At 73.4% G+C, this 16,333-nt stretch carries 11 protein-coding genes, 1 tRNA gene and 3 pseudogenes; 3 read left to right on the forward strand and 12 right to left on the reverse strand.

Going from position 1 to position 16,333, the window contains the following annotated elements; all coding sequences use genetic code 11:
* Window positions 1-96: 96 nt before the first annotated feature.
* Window positions 97-1,041, reverse strand: coding sequence for a hypothetical protein (locus HUN58_RS20535; RefSeq protein WP_254631459.1), 945 nt, complete (start codon window positions 1,039-1,041; stop codon window positions 97-99).
* On the opposite strand from HUN58_RS20535, the pseudogene HUN58_RS21065 reads away from it, so the two are divergent.
* Together HUN58_RS21065 and HUN58_RS20545 are read left to right on the forward strand one after the other, a co-directional pair.
* Window positions 1,016-1,300 (forward strand): annotated as a pseudogene (locus HUN58_RS21065) (hypothetical protein); the annotation flags it as partial. The gene HUN58_RS20535 and the pseudogene HUN58_RS21065 overlap by 26 nt on opposite strands.
* 293 nt (window positions 1,301-1,593) lie before the next feature.
* Complete coding sequence (locus tag HUN58_RS20545) at window positions 1,594-2,193, forward strand: hypothetical protein (RefSeq protein WP_254631461.1); 600 nt, start codon at window positions 1,594-1,596, stop codon at window positions 2,191-2,193.
* 374 nt (window positions 2,194-2,567) lie between these two features.
* On the opposite strand, the gene HUN58_RS20260 is transcribed toward HUN58_RS20545, so the two are convergent.
* The 9 genes and pseudogenes from HUN58_RS20260 to HUN58_RS11595 all read right to left on the reverse strand — a co-directional run bounded on the left by HUN58_RS20260 (window position 2,568) and on the right by HUN58_RS11595 (window position 10,540).
* Window positions 2,568-2,789: a hypothetical protein gene (locus HUN58_RS20260; RefSeq protein ID WP_217488519.1), complete on the reverse strand. Its 222-nt coding sequence runs from the start codon at window positions 2,787-2,789 to the stop codon at window positions 2,568-2,570.
* Window positions 2,786-3,184, reverse strand: a complete 399-nt coding sequence (locus tag HUN58_RS20265; protein WP_217488520.1) for a hypothetical protein — start codon at window positions 3,182-3,184, stop codon at window positions 2,786-2,788. Before HUN58_RS20265 ends, HUN58_RS20260 begins: the two co-directional genes overlap by 4 nt.
* 597 nt (window positions 3,185-3,781) lie before the next feature.
* Window positions 3,782-3,855, reverse strand: a tRNA-Leu gene (locus HUN58_RS11565).
* 87 nt (window positions 3,856-3,942) lie between these two features.
* Complete coding sequence (locus HUN58_RS11570; protein WP_114848905.1) at window positions 3,943-5,418, reverse strand: NAD(P)/FAD-dependent oxidoreductase; 1,476 nt, start codon at window positions 5,416-5,418, stop codon at window positions 3,943-3,945.
* Between the two features lie 43 nt (window positions 5,419-5,461).
* The gene (locus HUN58_RS11575) at window positions 5,462-6,010 is read right to left on the reverse strand and encodes a DUF501 domain-containing protein (RefSeq protein ID WP_058743368.1); all 549 of its coding nucleotides are present in this window, start codon (window positions 6,008-6,010) and stop codon (window positions 5,462-5,464) included.
* A gap of 35 nt (window positions 6,011-6,045) precedes the next feature.
* On the reverse strand, window positions 6,046-6,603 hold the full coding sequence (locus HUN58_RS11580; protein ID WP_058743366.1) for a septum formation initiator family protein: 558 nt from the start codon (window positions 6,601-6,603) through the stop codon (window positions 6,046-6,048).
* A gap of 396 nt (window positions 6,604-6,999) precedes the next feature.
* Window positions 7,000-8,208 (reverse strand): phosphopyruvate hydratase, encoded by a 1,209-nt coding sequence (eno, locus tag HUN58_RS11585; protein WP_208745729.1) that lies wholly within the window; start codon window positions 8,206-8,208, stop codon window positions 7,000-7,002.
* Between the two features lie 93 nt (window positions 8,209-8,301).
* Window positions 8,302-9,492 (reverse strand): annotated as a pseudogene (gene hisS / locus HUN58_RS11590) (histidine--tRNA ligase); the annotation flags it as partial.
* A 412-nt stretch (window positions 9,493-9,904) separates the two neighbouring features.
* Window positions 9,905-10,540 (reverse strand): MazG family protein, encoded by a 636-nt coding sequence (locus HUN58_RS11595; RefSeq protein ID WP_208745514.1) that lies wholly within the window; start codon window positions 10,538-10,540, stop codon window positions 9,905-9,907.
* A gap of 57 nt (window positions 10,541-10,597) precedes the next feature.
* Here HUN58_RS11595 and nhaA point away from each other — a divergent pair, with 57 nt between their 5' ends.
* Window positions 10,598-11,776, forward strand: coding sequence for a Na+/H+ antiporter NhaA (gene nhaA, locus HUN58_RS11600; protein ID WP_180225602.1), 1,179 nt, complete (start codon window positions 10,598-10,600; stop codon window positions 11,774-11,776).
* Window positions 11,777-11,925: 149 nt separating this feature from the next.
* On the opposite strand, the pseudogene HUN58_RS11605 reads toward nhaA, so the two are convergent.
* Together HUN58_RS11605 and HUN58_RS11610 are read right to left on the reverse strand one after the other, a co-directional pair.
* Window positions 11,926-15,152: pseudogene (locus HUN58_RS11605) on the reverse strand (transcription-repair coupling factor).
* Between the two features lie 99 nt (window positions 15,153-15,251).
* Complete coding sequence (locus tag HUN58_RS11610) at window positions 15,252-16,007, reverse strand: hypothetical protein (RefSeq protein ID WP_208745515.1); 756 nt, start codon at window positions 16,005-16,007, stop codon at window positions 15,252-15,254.
* Window positions 16,008-16,333: the final 326 nt, after the last annotated feature.

Genomic DNA, 16,333 nt, shown 5'->3' on the forward strand with positions numbered 1-16,333 from the left:
CGGGAGGACCGACCGCGGCCACGGTTCACGGGTGATTCCCGAGTGGCGTCCACCGGGCGCCCGGGCGCCGTGCGGGCTCGTGCACCGTCGGACACATCATCCGTGCGGCGGATTGACCACGGCGCGCGGATCACGTCTGATGGAGGCGGTGAACACGCTCGGGGACAACGTGGACGAGACGGCCGTCGGGGGCGACGGCCGCGTCCGTCGACCCCGCGCCCGGCGACTCGTCGGCACGGTCGCCGCCCTGTCCGCGGCGGCGGCGCTGGCCCTGTCCGGCGCACTCGTGCTGGGCACCCCGGCCGAGGCGACGGCCGCCACCACGACCACGTCCACGTCCACGTCCACGACCAGCACCGCGACGCCCGACGGAGCCACGCCGGACGCCACCAGACCCGCAGCCACCACCACCGAGACCGACGGCACAGCCGACACGACAGCCGCAGCAGCCGCCACACCCGCGCAGCGCACCGCCACACCCGCCCCCACGGGCACCCCGGCGCCCCTGCTCGGCTCGCTCCCACCCGACGCCGGCGGCTCGGGCTCCGGCTCCCCGACACCGACCCCCACCGACCGCCCCGCCGTCCGCCCGACCATCGCCGACCCGGGCGACGTCACGACCGCGACCGTCCGCCTGCACGGGACGGGCACCCCCGGACACACCGTCCGGATCACCGGTCCGGGCGGGACGGGCTGCACGACCACGGTGGGCACCGACGGTTCCTGGGCCTGCATGGCGACGGTCCGCTCGGGTCCGCAGCAGGTGTTCAGCGTCACGGACCGCGACGACACCGCACTGGGCTCGTCGAGCGCCCCCGCCTCGGACGTCGTCGTCCCGCCGTCCGTCACCACCGCCGGTCCGACCGCGGGTCCGCTCTCGGGCACGGGCCTGCCCGGCGCGACGGTCACCGTCGGCGTCGTCGGCGCCCGCGGCGAGGCGGTCGCCACCGTGCGCGCCGACGGCACCTGGACCGTGGCGCTCGGGTCGGTCGCCGCGCAGGACGGCCGCCTCACCGTGACGGGCTCGCAGACGGCGAGCACCGCGGGCGGCTACCGATCGGACCTCCGCAGTGCCGCGTCCACGCCGCGCACCGTCACGCTCGACCGCACGCCGCCGTCCGCCCCGCGCATCGAGACGCCGCGGTCCGGGTCGACGATCGACGCCGCGGGGACCACGATCGCGGGCTCGGGCGAGCCGGGCGCCACCGTCACGGCGTACGTCGACCGCGCTCCGGTCTGCCGCACCCGGGTCGGCGACGACGGCCGCTGGCGCTGCTCGACCGAGGGTTCGGTCCTGAGCGGGGGCACGCACGCGGTCACCGCCCTGCAGCAGGACGCCGCGGGCAACGTGTCCCCGTCCTCCCCCGCGATCCGTGTCCGGGCGAGCGGCTCCACCACGTCCCCGAGCACGGCACCGGGCACCCCGTCGGGCACGGCGTCGGACGCATCGCCGACCGGTCCCCCGGGCCGGACCGCGGGCGCCACGCCCGGCACGACGCCGACCGCGGGCGGCGTCGGCGCGCCGGGCAGCGCGAGCAGCGGCCCCGGCGGCACGACGGGTGGCAGCGGCACCGCGGGCGACCCGACCGCGGGGTGCCGTCGCTGGCAGCGTCGTTCTCGTGGGGCACCGTCCTCGTGGCGACCGCGGTCGCCGCCGGGTTCCTGGTCCTCGTCACGACGCCGCTCGCCCTCGTCGGTGCGGCGGCGCGGGGACGCCTCCGGACCGCGTGGCTCCGCAACCCCTTCGCCGGCGTCCTCGGCCGGAACCGCACGCGCGCCGAGCGTCGCCTCGGCGACGACGTGCTGCCCACCTGGGCAGCCGTCGCGCTCGGTGTCGGGATCGTCACGGTCGCGACGCTGCTCGGCGTCGGGGTCGGTCTCGAGGCCCGCTACGTCCGCCTCGCCGTCGCCGTGCTCGCCGGCTGCTCGGCCGTGCTCACCGCGGCCGTGGTGGTCGCGACCCCGCGACCCACTGGGCTGCGGGGCGCGACCGCGGCACGGTCGGCTTCCGCGTCTCGCCGTGGCTCGTCCTCGCCGCGCTCGTCGCCTGCGCGCTCACCCGGACGACGGACGTCTCCCCCGCCCTGGTCGTGGGCGCCGTCCTCGTCCCGGTCGGCCGCCCGGGAGCCGACACCGGCGCACTCCGTCTCGGGTCCGGTCTGGCCGCGGGCGGCTGGGTGCTGCACTCCGTGACCCCGGACACCGGCTTCTGGACCGCGCTCGGCTCCGAGTTCACCACCACGCTCTGCGTCGGCGGCATCGGTGCGCTGGTCGTCTCGCTCGTCCCGCTCGCCGGCTCCGCGGGTGCCACGCTGCTCGACGCGGCCCGGGGCCGGTACGTCGGTCTCGCGGTCGCGTCCCTCGCCCTGGCGGCCGCGGTCTACGCCGGCTCGGCGATCCGGCCGACGGGTCCCGGGGTCGCCGACCCGGCGCCGCCGTCGGCGGCGACACGGCACGCTGAACCGCGACGTCCGTCACGTGGTGCGTGGACACCGGACGGGAGGCACGGGGCGGGCCCGTCACGCGCCTCCCGTCCGTCGTCCGTCCCGTCCCGGCGACCGCCGCACTCAGCGGGCCGCGTCGGTCGCGTCCGCGCGCGGGTGTGGTGCGTTACGTGCGAAGAGCCCGGGCAGGAGGCCGCCGATCTTCGTCCCGATGCACAGCGACACGAACGTCGCGAGGGGGACGCCGAGCGCCTGCGGGTCGAACGTCGCGACCGCCACCAGCCCGACCGTCCCGGGGACGAGGAGCAGGAACGCGGGGAAGAACGACACGGTCGCCGGGATCACGGGCACGAGCCGCTCGAGCAGTCGGGTCGCGACGAACAGCAGGGCCGCCGCCGCTCCCGTCGCGACGACGCTTCCCCACACCGGCGTCGTGTCAGCCGCCACCCGGACCGGAAGACCAGGCCGAGGCCGACCGCGAGCCCGACGACCGCCACCCACGACACCCAGTAGGACGGCACGGCCTCCCACCCGCCGCGGTCCGTGCCGACGCCGGCGACCTCCCCCACGAGCGCCGCGGAGGCCGGGTCGACCCGCAGTCCGGTGAGCGCGCTGCCGGCGGCGATGCCCGCGGCCAACCCGGTGACGATGTCCGCCGCGGTGAGCTCGAGCAGCGCGTTCGTGATGAGCGCACCCGGGACGAACACCGCGACGGGCGCGCACACGGCGAACAGGGGCACGTGGTCGAAGCCGGAGGAACGGGATGATCGCGACGGCCTCGCGGAAGCGGCGCAGCACGAAGCTGATCACCCCGACGAGGGCGCCGACGCCGAGCGCGAGCAGGACCGCTCAGGGCGTTGCCGACGATCCACGGCAGGGCCGGGGGCGGCACGGTGCCCGCGCGGATGGCCCGGACGCGGGCGGGGATCTCGGCGAGGCCGATCGACCCGCTCTCCAGGCCGAGCACGAGCCGGTTCGCGCGGGCTGCCTGGCGCGAGGAGAGCTCGATGCCCTCGGCGTTCACGATCGTGGCGGCGCCCGTCGCGACCTCGCTCACCATCACGAGCGCGGGCAGGACCCCCACGGCGAGGGTCGGCCCCACCCCGGCGGCGTCGCGGGCCTTCTCGAGCGCCGAGCGGACGTCGGTGACGGAGCTGCCGGCGTCGAGGAGCAGGGCGCCGAGCGTGCCGAGGAGCATGCCGGTGGGGACGGTCTCGCCGTCGACGACCTCGACGTGGGCCTCGGGGCGTCCGAGGGCGTTGCGCAGGTTCGCGAGGGCGCTTCCGAGTCCGACCACGGACACGATGCTAGGTGGTCCTCGCAGTGGCGACGTTCCGTACCCCCGGTGGGACTCGAACCCACAACTCGGCGATTTTAAGTCGCATGCCTCTACCGGTTGGGCCACGGGGGCGCAGCCGCAACAGCCTACCGACGCGACGACGGCCGCCGCCCCACCGGGGCGACGGCCGTCGTGTCGTGCGTGCGTGCGGTGCGACGCCTACTTGGCGTCGGCAGCGGCCTCGACCGGCTGCGCGTCCTTCGAGACGTCCTCGGCGGGCGTCGCGTACGCGGGGCCGGCCGCGTCGGCGGGCTTGCCCTCCTCCGGGGCCGGCGCCGCGGCGGCCGGAGCCGACGCCTCGACCGCGGGCTTCGGCCGCGAGGCCCAGGCCTCGAACGAAGCACGAGGGGTCTCGCGGTCGTCGAGCGACGCGATGTCGCGGCCGAGGAAGAAGCCACCCACCCAGTCGCCGATGACGCGCCACTTGCGCTCCCACGACGGCATCGCCAGGCCGTGGTAGCCGCGGTGGGCGCCCCAGGCGAGGAAGCCCTTCATCGCGAACTTGCCGGACTGGAAGACACCGATGCCGAGACCGAGGCCCGCGACGGCGCCGAGGTTCTCGTGCTTGTAGTCGTTCGTCGCCTCGCCACGGAGCACGGCGACGAGGTTCTTCGCGAGCTGCTTGGCCTGACGGACCGCGTGCTGGGCGTTCGGGACGCAGAAGCCGCCCACGCCGCCGCCGGTGAGGTCCGGCACGGCCGCGACATCGCCGCAGGCCCACGCGTCGGCGACGACACCCTCGTCGTCCACGACCCGCAGGTCGGGCTGGACGCGGATGCGGCCGCGCTGCTCGAGCGGGAAGTCGGTGCCCTTGACCATCGGGTTCGCCATGACGCCGGCGGTCCAGATGATGAGGTCGGACTCGATGGTCTCGATCGAGTCGTCCTTCGCCTTGAGCTGGCAGACGCCGCCCTCGGCCGAGGCGAGCTGCGTCTCGAGGTGCACGGTGGCGCCGCGGGACGCGAGGTTCTCGAGCACCCAGTGCGAGGTCTCGAGCGACACCTCGGGCATGATGCGGCCCATCGCCTCGACGAGGTGGAAGTGCGTGTCGTCGAAGGACAGCTCGGGGTAGCTCTTGAGCAGGTCGGACGCGAAGGAGCGGAGCTCGGCGAACACCTCGATGCCGGCGAAGCCACCACCGACGACGACGACCGTGAGCAGGCGGTCACGCTCGGGACCGGCCGGCAGGGTCGCTGCCTTGTGGAAGTTCACGAGGATCTTGTCGCGGATCGCCGCGGCCTCCTCGATGGTCTTCAGCCCGATGGCCTCGTCCGCGACGCCCGGGATCGGGAAGGTGCGGGAGACGGCACCGGCGGTCATGACGATCTGGTCGTAGGACTCCTCCCACGCCTCGCCCTCGGCCGGGGTGATCGTCGCGGTCTTGGTGGCGTGGTCGACCTTCGTGACCTTCGCCGTGACGACGCGGGTCTTCTTGAGGTGACGACGGTGCGAGACGACCGCGTGACGCGGCTCGATCGAGCCGGCGGCCACCTCGGGCAGGAACGGCTGGTACGTCATGTAGGGCAGCGGGTCCACCATGGTGACCTCGGCTTCGCCCTGACGAAGGTGCTTCTCGAGCTTCCAGGCGGTGTAGAAACCGGCGTAACCGCCGCCGACGACGAGGATCTTGGGCACGGGGGATGATCTCCTTGGAGTGGGGTGGTTGCCGGGAGGCTGGTCAGAGTTCGCCGCCACCCGCCCCGACTCCAGCGTCTGCCATGCCATCATACGCCCGGCACTCACACCGGGAGGGCGACCACTCGATGCGCTCGAGCGCGAGGTCGCCGATGGGGTTGACGCCGGGTCCGGCAGCGAGGGCGTGGCCGACGAGCGCGTGCAGGCACTTCACGCGGGTGGGCATGCCACCGGCGCTGATGCCGTCGATCTCGTCGACGTGCTCGATCGACTCGCGGTCGGCCAGGTAGGACTCGTGCGCGGCACGGTACTGCGCCGCCACGGTCTCGTCCTCGAGCAGGGCCGCCAGTTCCGGCATGACCTGGTTCGCCTCGAGGGTGCTCACGGCGGCGGTGGCCGCCGGGTGGCACAGGTAGTAGAGCGTCGGGAACGGGGTGCCGTTGCCCAGCCGCGGCTTCGTGGACACGACGGTGGGGTTGCCGCAGACGCAGCGTGCCGCGATCCCGATGACGTCGCGCGCCGGTCGGCCGAGCTGCGCCGACACGACCAGGACGTCGTGCTCGGAGGGCGGGTCGAAGGGAGGGGTCGTCACGGGCACGTGAGCCTACCCGAGTCGCGGCGCTCGGCCTACTTCGTGTCGCTGGTGGCCGCGCCCGTGGGGTCGCCGGTGCCCGAGACGTCCGGTGCGACGAGCTGGTCGGTGGTCTTCTTCGTCAGCCCGGACTCGAGCACCGAGGACAGCATCGCCTGCACCCAGTCGACCTTCGGCGTCTGCACGGTCGAGCTCACCGGGCTGCCCGAGTCGGTGCGGGCCTTCGTGTCCCCGGAGCCCTCGCCAGACCCCATCACGAGGTAGCTCTCCTCGCCCGGGTAGACGTAGAGCAGCCGGTCGCGGGCCTGCGCCTCGATGTACGCCGGGTCGTCCCAGCGGGCCACGTCCTGCTTCTTCTGCGCGACGTCGGCCTTCTGAGCGGCGACCTCGCGCTGCTGCTGGGCGATCTGCTCCTGCTGCTGCACGAGCGTCCGGAGCGAGGGTGCGAGCACCACGACGAACAGCACGATGATCGCGAGCATGAGCAGGCTGAAGCCGGAGAACCGGATGGTCCGGTACCAGGGCTGTTCGTGGCCACCGGACGCCGGCATGGCCACGGGGACGCGGCGGACGCGGGGCTTCTGGCTGGGCACGTCACGACGATAACCCGATTGGGCGGGTCGGACCGGGACCGGCACGCGGGCGTGGGGTCGCCTCCCAGCCGGCCTGGAGGCGCGGTGCCGGCCCGCCCCGCCGGTCCCGTCCCGGCGTGTGGTCGCTTCCGCCGACCGCGTTCGCCATCGTCCTGTCACCCTGTCGCTCCGTGGCCCGTGCTCCCGCCCGTGCTCCCCGCCGCGCCGTCGCCCCCGTCACCCCCGTCGGCCCGAGCGGGCACAACACGCCGCCGGTGGTCCGTCGAGCGGGCGAAACCTGTCGCCGCTCGGGGCCGAGCGTGCCAGATGTGGCCCGCGCGACGGGCGGGGGCGGAGCCCGGGAACGACGAGACGCCGCCCTCCCGGAGGAGGACGGCGTCTCGGTGGTGTCGTGGGTTACAGCGCGGCTGCACGCGGGAACGCCGTGCGGCCGGCGTAGACCGCGGCGTCGCCGAGCTCCTCTTCGATGCGGAGGAGCTGGTTGTACTTCGCGACACGGTCCGAACGGGCCGGGGCACCGGTCTTGATCTGCCCACCGTCGACGGCGACCGCGATGTCCGCGATCGTGGTGTCCTCGGTCTCGCCCGAGCGGTGCGACAGGATCGCGGTCATGCCGTGGCGGTGCGCCAGGGAGACGGCGTCGAGGGTCTCGGTCAGCGTGCCGATCTGGTTCACCTTGACCAGGATCGAGTTGCCGGCCTGCTCGTCGATGCCGCGCTGGAGGCGCTTCGGGTTCGTGACGTACAGGTCGTCGCCGACGAGCTGGAGCTTCGAGCCGAGCTCGGCCGTGAGGTGCTTCCAGCCCTCCCAGTCGTCCTCGGCCAGGGCGTCCTCGATGGTGACGAGCGGGTAGTTCGCGACGAGGTCCGAGAAGTACCCGGTGAACTCCTCGCTCGAGAGCTGCTTGCCCTCGAACGCGTACTTGCCGTCGTGGAAGAACTCGGTCGCGGCGACGTCGAGGCCGAGCGCGATGTCCTTGCCCGGGGTGAAGCCCGCCTTCTCGATCGCGGCGAGCAGGAAGTCGAGCGCGGCGCGGTTCGAGGCGAGCTCGGGGGCGAAGCCGCCCTCGTCGCCCAGGCCGGTCGCGAGGCCCTGCTTCTTCAGCTCGCCCTTGAGGGCGTGGTACGTCTCGACGCCCCAGCGGAGCGCCTCGGAGAAGCTCTCGGCGCCGTAGGGCACGAGGAAGAACTCCTGGATGTCGACGTTGGTGTCCGCGTGGGCACCACCGTTGACGACGTTCATCAGCGGGACCGGCAGCGTGTGCGCGTTCGGGCCGCCGAGGTAGCGGAACAGCGGCAGGTCGGCCGAGTCGGCGGCGGCGCGGGCGACGGCGAGCGAGGCACCGAGGATCGCGTTCGCACCGAGGCGCGACTTGTTCTCGGTCCCGTCGAGCTCGATGAGCGCGGCGTCGACGAGGCGCTGGTCGGTGGCGTCGAAGCCCTCGAGCGCCGGGCCGATCTCGTCGAGGACGGCGTCGACGGCCTTCAGGACGCCCTTGCCGCCGTAGCGGTTCGCGTCGCCGTCACGGAGCTCGTACGCCTCAAACGCGCCGGTGCCTCGGGAATCGAGGACTTCGCGTGCTCCTACGGCATCGATCTGGGCCACGGGGTACTCCCTACGAGTTCGGTGGTGGTGTTTGCGGGTCCAGGCCAGTGGACGGAACTCGACGCCGTCGAGCGTCTCGGTGTCGGCGCGCACCGTGGCGAAGGCGTCGAAGCCCTGGGCGGCGAGTCCGGCCAGCAGGTTCTTGGTGTTCTTCGTCCGGCGCTCCAGGCGGACCCGACGGTGCGACCCGAGCGCCTCGGCCTTGAGCGCGGCGAGCCGGACCGGGTCGACGTCCTTGTCGTGCACGAGCACGACGGCGTCGGACTCGGCGGACTCCGGGAGCGTCACGAGGTCGACGAGCCGCTCGAAGCCGAGCGAGAAGCCCACCGCCGGGACGTCCTGGCCGAGGAACCGGCCGATCATGCCGTCGTACCGGCCGCCGCCGCCGAGGCTGTAGCCGAAGTCCGGGTGCGCGACCTCGAAGATCGTCCCCGTGTAGTACCCCATGCCGCGCACGAGCGTCGGGTCGAAGCGCAGGTCGACCCCCGGCAGGGCCTCCCGCAGGCGGAGGAGGTCGGCGAACGCGTCCGGCTCCAGCCAGGCAGCACCCCGGACCGCGTCCCAGTCGGCGGACTCGAGCGCACGGATCGTGTCCTCGAGCCCGGGCAGCTCGGCCCCGACGACCTCGCGCAGTTCGGCTGCGACGCCGTCGGCTCCGATCTTGTCGAGCTTGTCGATCGTGATGAGGGCCCGGTCCGCCGTCGCCGGCTCGGTGATGCCCCACGAGGCGAGGAGCCCGAGCAGGATCCGACGGTCGTTGATCCGGATCGTCGTGCCCGCGATCCCGAGGGCGTCGAGCGCCGCCGTGGTCGCACGGATCAGTTCGATCTCGGCGAGCTGCCCGGGCTCGCCGAGCACGTCGATGTCGCACTGCACGAACTGGCGGTAGCGGCCTTTCTGGGGGCGCTCGGCACGCCAGACGGGCGCGATCTGCACCGAGCGGAAGACCGTGGGCAGCTCCGAACGGTGGGAGGCGTAGAAGCGGGCGAGCGGGACCGTGAGGTCGAACCGCAGCCCGAGGTCGGCGAGGTCGAGCGGCGCCTCAGCCTGCTGCAGGTCCTCGGTGGACAGTCCGCGCTTCATGACCGCGAACGCGAGCTTCTCGTTGTCGCCGCCGAGACCGGAGTGCAGGCGTGCGGCGTCCTCGACCACGGGCGTCTCGATCTCGTCGAACCCGTGTCGCGCGTACACGCCCCGGATCACGCCGAGGACGTGCTCCCGACGGGCCTTCTCCGCGGGGAGGAAGTCACGCATGCCACGGGGAGCCGTCACGGTCGTCGCCATGCCCGCAATCCTGCCAGAGTCCGACGCCGCGCTTGCACGAGTGCCGACCCACTGATACTCTGCATGCAGAACCTCGGTCCGGTGGTCTCCTGATCCGATCACCGGGCCGTTCGCGGGGCCGATGTGCTGCAACAGGCCCCGCGGTTCGAGCGGGTGTCCCTGTCGGCGCGTTCCCTGGCGCGCCGTGGCCCGCTCGCGGGCGTCCTCCTTTTTCGGGTTGGGAGGACGCCCGCTTCTCCGTTCCCGGACGCGTCGTTCCCGGACGCGTCGTTCCCGGACGCGTCGTTCCCGAGCACGTCGTTCCCGGACGCGTCGTTCCCGAGCACGTCGTTCCCGGGCCCGTCGTTCCCGGACGCGTCAGTCGCCGGCGCGACGCCCGGTCGCGAGCATCGCCCTGGCCTGCACACGCCCGTCACTCCCCCTCGCGCCCGACCTCCTCGAGCCGCGCCACCGCAGCACGGAGTCCCGCCACCGGGTCCACCCCTGCAGCCCGTGCCGCCGCGACCTGCGCGAGCATCTCGATCCCCCACCGCTCGTCCGGGCCGGGGTGAGCAGCAGAACCGCCGGCTCCGACCCGCTCGACCACCGCCCCCGCGTCCCCCCGCTCGTCCAACCGCTCGAGCAGCTTCACGGCCCGCTCGAGCGGCGGCATCGCACGCGGCACCCCGTCGAACGCGCTCCGTCGCCCGGCCTTCTCCGCCGCCTTCGCCGCTCGCCAGACGCGGACGACCTCGTCCTCGGTGTCGGCGCGCTCGTCCCCGAACACGTGCGGGTGCCGGCGGACCATCTTGTCCCGGACCCCGGCGGCCACCTCCTCGAGGTCGAAGCCCCCGGCGGCCGCCGACAGCCCCGCGTGCAACACCACCTGGTACAGCACGTCGCCGAGCTCCTCCCGGAGTTCATCGCGGTCGTCGGCGTCGATCGCGTCGACCAGCTCGTACGACTCCTCGACGACGTACCGCGCGAGCGAGGCGTGGGTCTGCGCCCGGTTCCAGACGCACCCACCCTCTGGCGCGAGCAGTCGGTCGAGGTCCGGTAGCCTGGCCATGGTGTGTCGGGAAGTCTGGTCGACGGTCGTCGACCCGTACCCCGAACCCGGAGATCCATGCTGGCACTCGTCCGCTCCCCCCGCTTCAGCGCGATCGCGCTCCTGACCGCCGCCGTCCTCGGCCTCGTCGTCGCGAACACCGCGCTCGGTCCAGGCCTCGAACGACTGCTCGACGCCCACTCGCCGTGGGGTGTGGTCGGTCTCGACCTGTCGGTGTCGCACTGGATCAGCGATGGCCTGCTCGCCGTGTTCTTCCTGCTCGTCGCGATCGAGCTGAAGCACGAACTGCTCGAGGGTGAGCTCTCGAACCCGAGGACGGCGGTGATCCCGGCGATCGCAGCGGTCGGCGGCGTGGTCGTCCCGGCCCTGGTGTACCTCGCCGTGACCACGGGCACGTCGTACCAGCACGGCTGGCCGATCCCCACCGCGACGGACATCGCGTTCGCCCTCGGTGTCCTCGCGATGTTCGGCCGCGGGCTCCCCTCGACCGTCCGGGTGTTCCTGCTCGCGCTGGCGGTGCTCGACGACCTCATCGCGATCGTCATCATCGCCGTGGTGTTCGCACACGGCACTGACTTCGCCGCCCTCGGGGGCGCGGTCGTCGCACTCCTCGTGTTCGCCCTGCTCGGGCGGCTGCTCCGCCCGGGACGCACCGGTCAGTCGTGGATCATCGTCGCGATGGTCGCGGTCGGCGTCGTCACGTGGTGGCTCGTGTACCACTCCGGCGTGCACGCGACGATCGCCGGCGTCGCCCTCGGCCTGGTGCTCCCGCGTCGGCCCGGCCACGTGCTGCACGAGCGCGTGGAGCCGTGGTCGAACGCGGTCGTGCTGCCGCTCTTCGCGTTCGCCTCGGCTGCGGTCGTGGTGCCGAGCGTCGGCCTCGGCGAGCTCTCCCCCACGTTCTGGGCGGTCGTCCTGGCCCTGCCGGTGGGCAAGCTGATCGGCATCACCGTCTTCGGCGCCACCGCGACGCGGGTCTTCCGCGCGCCCGGCCGCTCGACGCTGTCGTTCGGCTCGATCGTCACCGTCGGGGTGCTCGGGGGCATCGGCTTCACGGTCTCGCTGCTCATGAACGAACTGGCCTTCGCGCGGAGCGAGGAGGTCCTGGACGAGGGCGTGCTCGCCGTCCTCGTCGGCTCGGGCATCGCGATGGTCGCCTCCGCGGTCGTCGTCAGCCTGCGTGCGCGGCGGTACCGCGCTCGGCGCGAACTGTTCGAGGCGGAGGCGACCGAGTAGCGGTCACGACCCACGGGTGGTGACCCACTGACGGACGGGCGCGCCCCGCTCAGCGGCAACGCGAAGCGTTGCGCGGGGCGCGCCGACCGAGCCTGCGAGGAAGGGGTGCCAGCTGGCACCGTGCCTCCCGGTCGTCCAGAGGTCGCCGCTCAGGCGGCCGGTGCCTCGGCCGGCGTCTTCGACGCCCCGTAGACGGCGGTGAGGATGCTCTCCACCCACTGGATGAGGCCGTCGTCGGGCAGGGACTCGCCGTGCGGCTTGGGGAGCGGGATGCTCGACGCGTTCTGCTGCGGGAACCAGCGCGCACCCGGGAACATCCGCTTGAGCCGGACCTGTGCCGAGTCAGCGAGCTCCTTGCCGGCGACCCGGAGGTTCGAGCCCATCACGACGACGTCGGACAGCCCGACCTGCTGCGCCATGCGGCGGAGCCGGGAGACCTCGACCAGCGTGAGCACGGCCTGCGGCGGCTGACCGTAGCGGTCGGTGAGCTCGTCGAGCACCATGTCGATCGCCTCGGGCTGCGCCGTCGGGGCCGAGGCCGCTGAGAGCTTCTGGTACGCCTCGAGCCGGAGCCGCTCGGACTCGACGTAGTCCTCGGGGATGTGCGCGTCGACCGGGATCTCGAGCCGGAGCTCTGTCTGCCCCTCGGCGACGTCCCCGCGGAACTGCGACACCGCCTCGCCGATCATCCGCAGGTAGAGGTCGAACCCGACGCCCGCCATGGCGACCTGCATGCCCGCGCCGAGCTCGTTGTTCGCGGCGATGGTCTCGAGGCGGTCCTGCGCGGTCTCGGACAGCGGCTTGTCGGCGTCGTAGAGGAAGTACGCGTAGCCGCGCTCCCGCCCACGACCGACGCGACCGCGCAGCTGGTGCAGCTGGGACAGGCCGTACTTGTCCGCCTTGTCGATGATGAGCGTGTTCGCGTTCGCGATGTCCAGGCCGGTCTCGACGATCGTGGTCGACACGAGGACGTCGAACTTCCGCTCCCAGAAGTCGACCATGACCTGCTCGAGGGCGCCCTCGGACATCTGCCCGTGGGCGACCTGGATGCGGGCGTCGGGTAGAACACCTGGCCCTCGCGCAGCAGTTCGCGCCGGATCGCCGCGGCGACCTGCAGGTCGGACTGGGGTCCGACGAAGGTCAGGATCGGGTGGCGGTCCTCCGGCGGGGTGGCGAGCGTGGACATCTCGCGGATGCCCGTGACCGCCATCTCGAGCGAGCGCGGGATCGGCGTCGCGGACATCGCCAGGACGTCGACGTTGGTCTTGAGCTTCTTGAGCTGGTCCTTGTGCTCGACGCCGAACCGCTGCTCCTCGTCGATGATGACGAGGCCGACGTCCTTGAACTGAATGCTCTGCGACAGGATCCGGTGCGTGCCGATGACGATGTCGACGGTGCCGTCGGCGAGAGGCTCAGTGCGCGGAGGTGCACCGGGAACCCGGCGAAGCGCTCCTGGAACGTCTCCATGTGCTGGCGGACGAGCAGGGTCGTCGGGACGAGCACGGCGACCTGCTTGCCGTCCTGCACGGCCTTGAACGCGGCGCGGATCGCGACCTCGGTCTTGCCGTAGCCGACGTCGCCGGACAGCAGGCGGTCCAGCTGGTCGGCGGTCTCGGCGAACGGGAACGCCTCTTCCAGCTCGCGCTGCCACGGGGTGTCGGGGCCGAACGCGTGCCCCTTCGACGCCATGCGCGCGGAGTACAGCTTGACCAGGTCGACCGCGATGTCGCGGACGGCCTTGCGCGCCTTCGACTTCGCGGCCGCCCAGTCCGAGCCGCCCATCTTCGACAGCGTCGGGCTCTCGCCGCGCCCGGGTAGCCGCGCTTCGACGGCGCGTACTCGAGCACGAGGTACTCGCGCTGCGTCTTCACGGCGTTCCGGCCGCCGCTCGAGACCTCGCGACTGACGAGTTCCACGAACTTGCCGATGCCGTGCGTGGCGTGCACGACGACGTCGCCGGCCTTGAGCTGCAGCGGGTCGACGACGTTCTTGCGGCGGGCCGCGAGCTTCTTGACGGTGCGGGCGCCCTGCTGGACGCTGCGGCCGTAGAACTCGGCTTCGCTGAGGAGCGCGATCCGGGGGTCCGGCGTGGCGAAGCCGGCCTCGACCGAGGCGGTCGTGACGACGGCGACGCCCGGCTCCGGCGGGGCGGTGAGCTCGCCGGCACGGGCGGCGACCCCGGCGTCCGCCAGGACCTGCACCGCGCGCTCGACGAGCCCCTTGCCCTGCGCCGTGACGACGACCGCCCAGCCGTCGTCGACCAGGTGTTTGACGGCGCACGCGGATGTACTCCCCCGCCTCGGCCGCGGCCTCGGCGTCGGTGAGCACGCGGTCGCGGTCGCCCTCGTCGAGCCCGGAGTCGAAGGGCGTGACCGTCCACCAGGTGCGCTCCCCGCGGCCGTTCTTGAGCTGCTGCACGGTGAGGAAGTTGCCCGCGTCGAGGTCGATCGGCGCCTGTGCCCCGGCGACCGCGGCGCTCCACGCGGCCTGCAGGAACTCGGTGTTCGTCTCGGCCAGGCTGTGCGCGCGCCCGGCGACCCGCTCCGGGGAGAGCACGGCCACGGTCGCGGCGTCCGGCAGGTAGCTCGTGACGGGGACGAGGTCCTGCACGAGCGCCGGTGCCTCCGCGATCTTCGCGAGCATCTGGGACAGGTTCGGGAACTCGTGCAGCATCTCGCGCGCCCGCTGCCGCACGTCGTCGGTCGTCGGTCGTGCGCTGGTCGGCCACGGAGAAGGCCTTGATCGCCTCGATCTCGTCGCCGAAGAAGTCGACGCGCACCGGGTGGTCGGCCCCCGGGGGGAAGACGTCGAGGATGCCACCGCGCACGGCGAACTCACCCCGACGGGTCACGAGGTCGACGCGGGCGTAGGCCAGGTCGACGAGCTGCGACGCGATCTGCCCGAGGTCGTTGCCGCGGGAACCGCTGCGGAGCGCGACGGGTGCGAGCGACGTGAGGTTGCCGGCGATGGGCTGCAGCGCCGCGCGGACGCTCGCGACGACCACGGTCGTGCGGCGCTCGGCCGGCGCGGCGTCCTGCCACGCGGCGAGCTTCCGGAGGGTGGCGATGCGCGTGCCGACGGTCTGCGCGCTCGGGCTGAGCCGCTCGTGCGGCAGGGTCTCCCACGCCGGGAACTCGAGGACCTCGGCGTCGGGCACGGTGCACGTGAAGGCACCGCGGACCGCCTCGGCCTCGCGCCCGGTCGCCGTGATCACGAAGAGGCACTGGGGGCCGTCGCGCTCGGCCAGGAGCGCCGCGAGCAGCGGCACGCGGAGGCCGTCGACGACGGAGAAGTCGGCGTCACGCCCGGCGGCGCGGAGGACGCGATCGAACGCGGAGGCGCGCGAGAGCGCAGGGATGATGCCCGAGATCGTCACTCAGACGATGGTAGCGGCGCCCTCCGACAGGCGTCGGGGCGTGCGCGATCGGCGAACACGGAGCGCGTCCGACCCACGTCGCGATGGGCCGGCCGCGCCTCATGCCCGGCGGCGGCGGATCACGACGCCGGCCGCCCCGAGCAGCAGCAGGAGCCCGGAGACCACGAGAACGGGGACCACCGGTGCACTGCCGGTCCAGGCCAGGGCACGCGCGTGGTCCGGCCCGTCGGTGGGTGCCGGCCGCGACGGGCCGGAGCCGGGAGGCACGGGACCGGCCCGTCCCGCGTCACCCGTCGGACGGCTCGTCGCACCGACGGGCGGCGCGGTCGTCGGGTCACCGTCCGGCACGGTGGTGGTCGGGGTGCCGGTGGGTGAGGACGTCGGGACCGCGGTCGGCGCGGGGGCCACCCGTCCCGAGGACGCCGCCGTCACGATCCGCTGCCGGTTGTAGTCGGCGACGACGAGCGAGCGGTCCGCTCCGACGGCGACGCCGGTCGGGTCGACGAGCGGCGACCCGTCCGGCGCGGTAGAGACGGCGACCCGCCACGAGCCCTGCACCCTCGCCCACACACTGCCCTCGCCGTTGTCCACGACGAACACGTCGCCGTGGTCGACGGCGACGCCGCGCAGGGTGCTGCCCGGCTCGCCCGGGAACCCGAGCGCCACCGCGGACCCGGTCTCGCGGTCGACCTGCCAGACGTCGTCGACACCGGCGTCCGCCACCGTGAGCACCGTGCCGTCGTCCGAGAGGGCGACGCCGGACGGGTCCCGCCACGGGCCGTCCACCGTCGTCCACGTGTCCGAGCCGAGCGGCGCCGTCCACAGGGCACCGCTGCCGGGCACCGCGGCGAACACGGTCGCACCGTCGACGGCGAGGCCGCTGACCTGCCCTCGGACCGGCGGGGCATCCTGTCGTGTGACGGCCCCTGTTCCCGGGTCCACCGTCGCCAGGGCGGGTCGACCGGCCTCCGCGACGCGGTCGTCGCCAGGGCGGACGGGTTCCACATGTCTCGCGGCCCGGTGCCGACGCTCCACACACCGTCGGCCGATCGACGGAGGACGCCGTTCCCGGCGAAGTCCGCGACCAGGACGGAGCCGTCGGCGTCGACGTGGACGTCGTTCGGCGCGGCGAAGGTCGACGCGACGGGCGGTGCGGAGGAGTCCGCACGGAGCGGCGTCCA

Source organism: Curtobacterium sp. Csp1, assembly GCF_013347185.1.

Bases quoted from the DNA above. Each gene is read 5' to 3' on its own strand.
- HUN58_RS11595 (WP_208745514.1), bottom strand. From the start codon at position 10,540: ATGGCCAGGCTACCGGACCTCGACCGACTGCTCGCGCCAGAGGGTGGG.
- nhaA (WP_180225602.1), top strand. From the start codon at position 10,598: ATGCTGGCACTCGTCCGCTCCCCCCGCTTCAGCGCGATCGCGCTCCTG.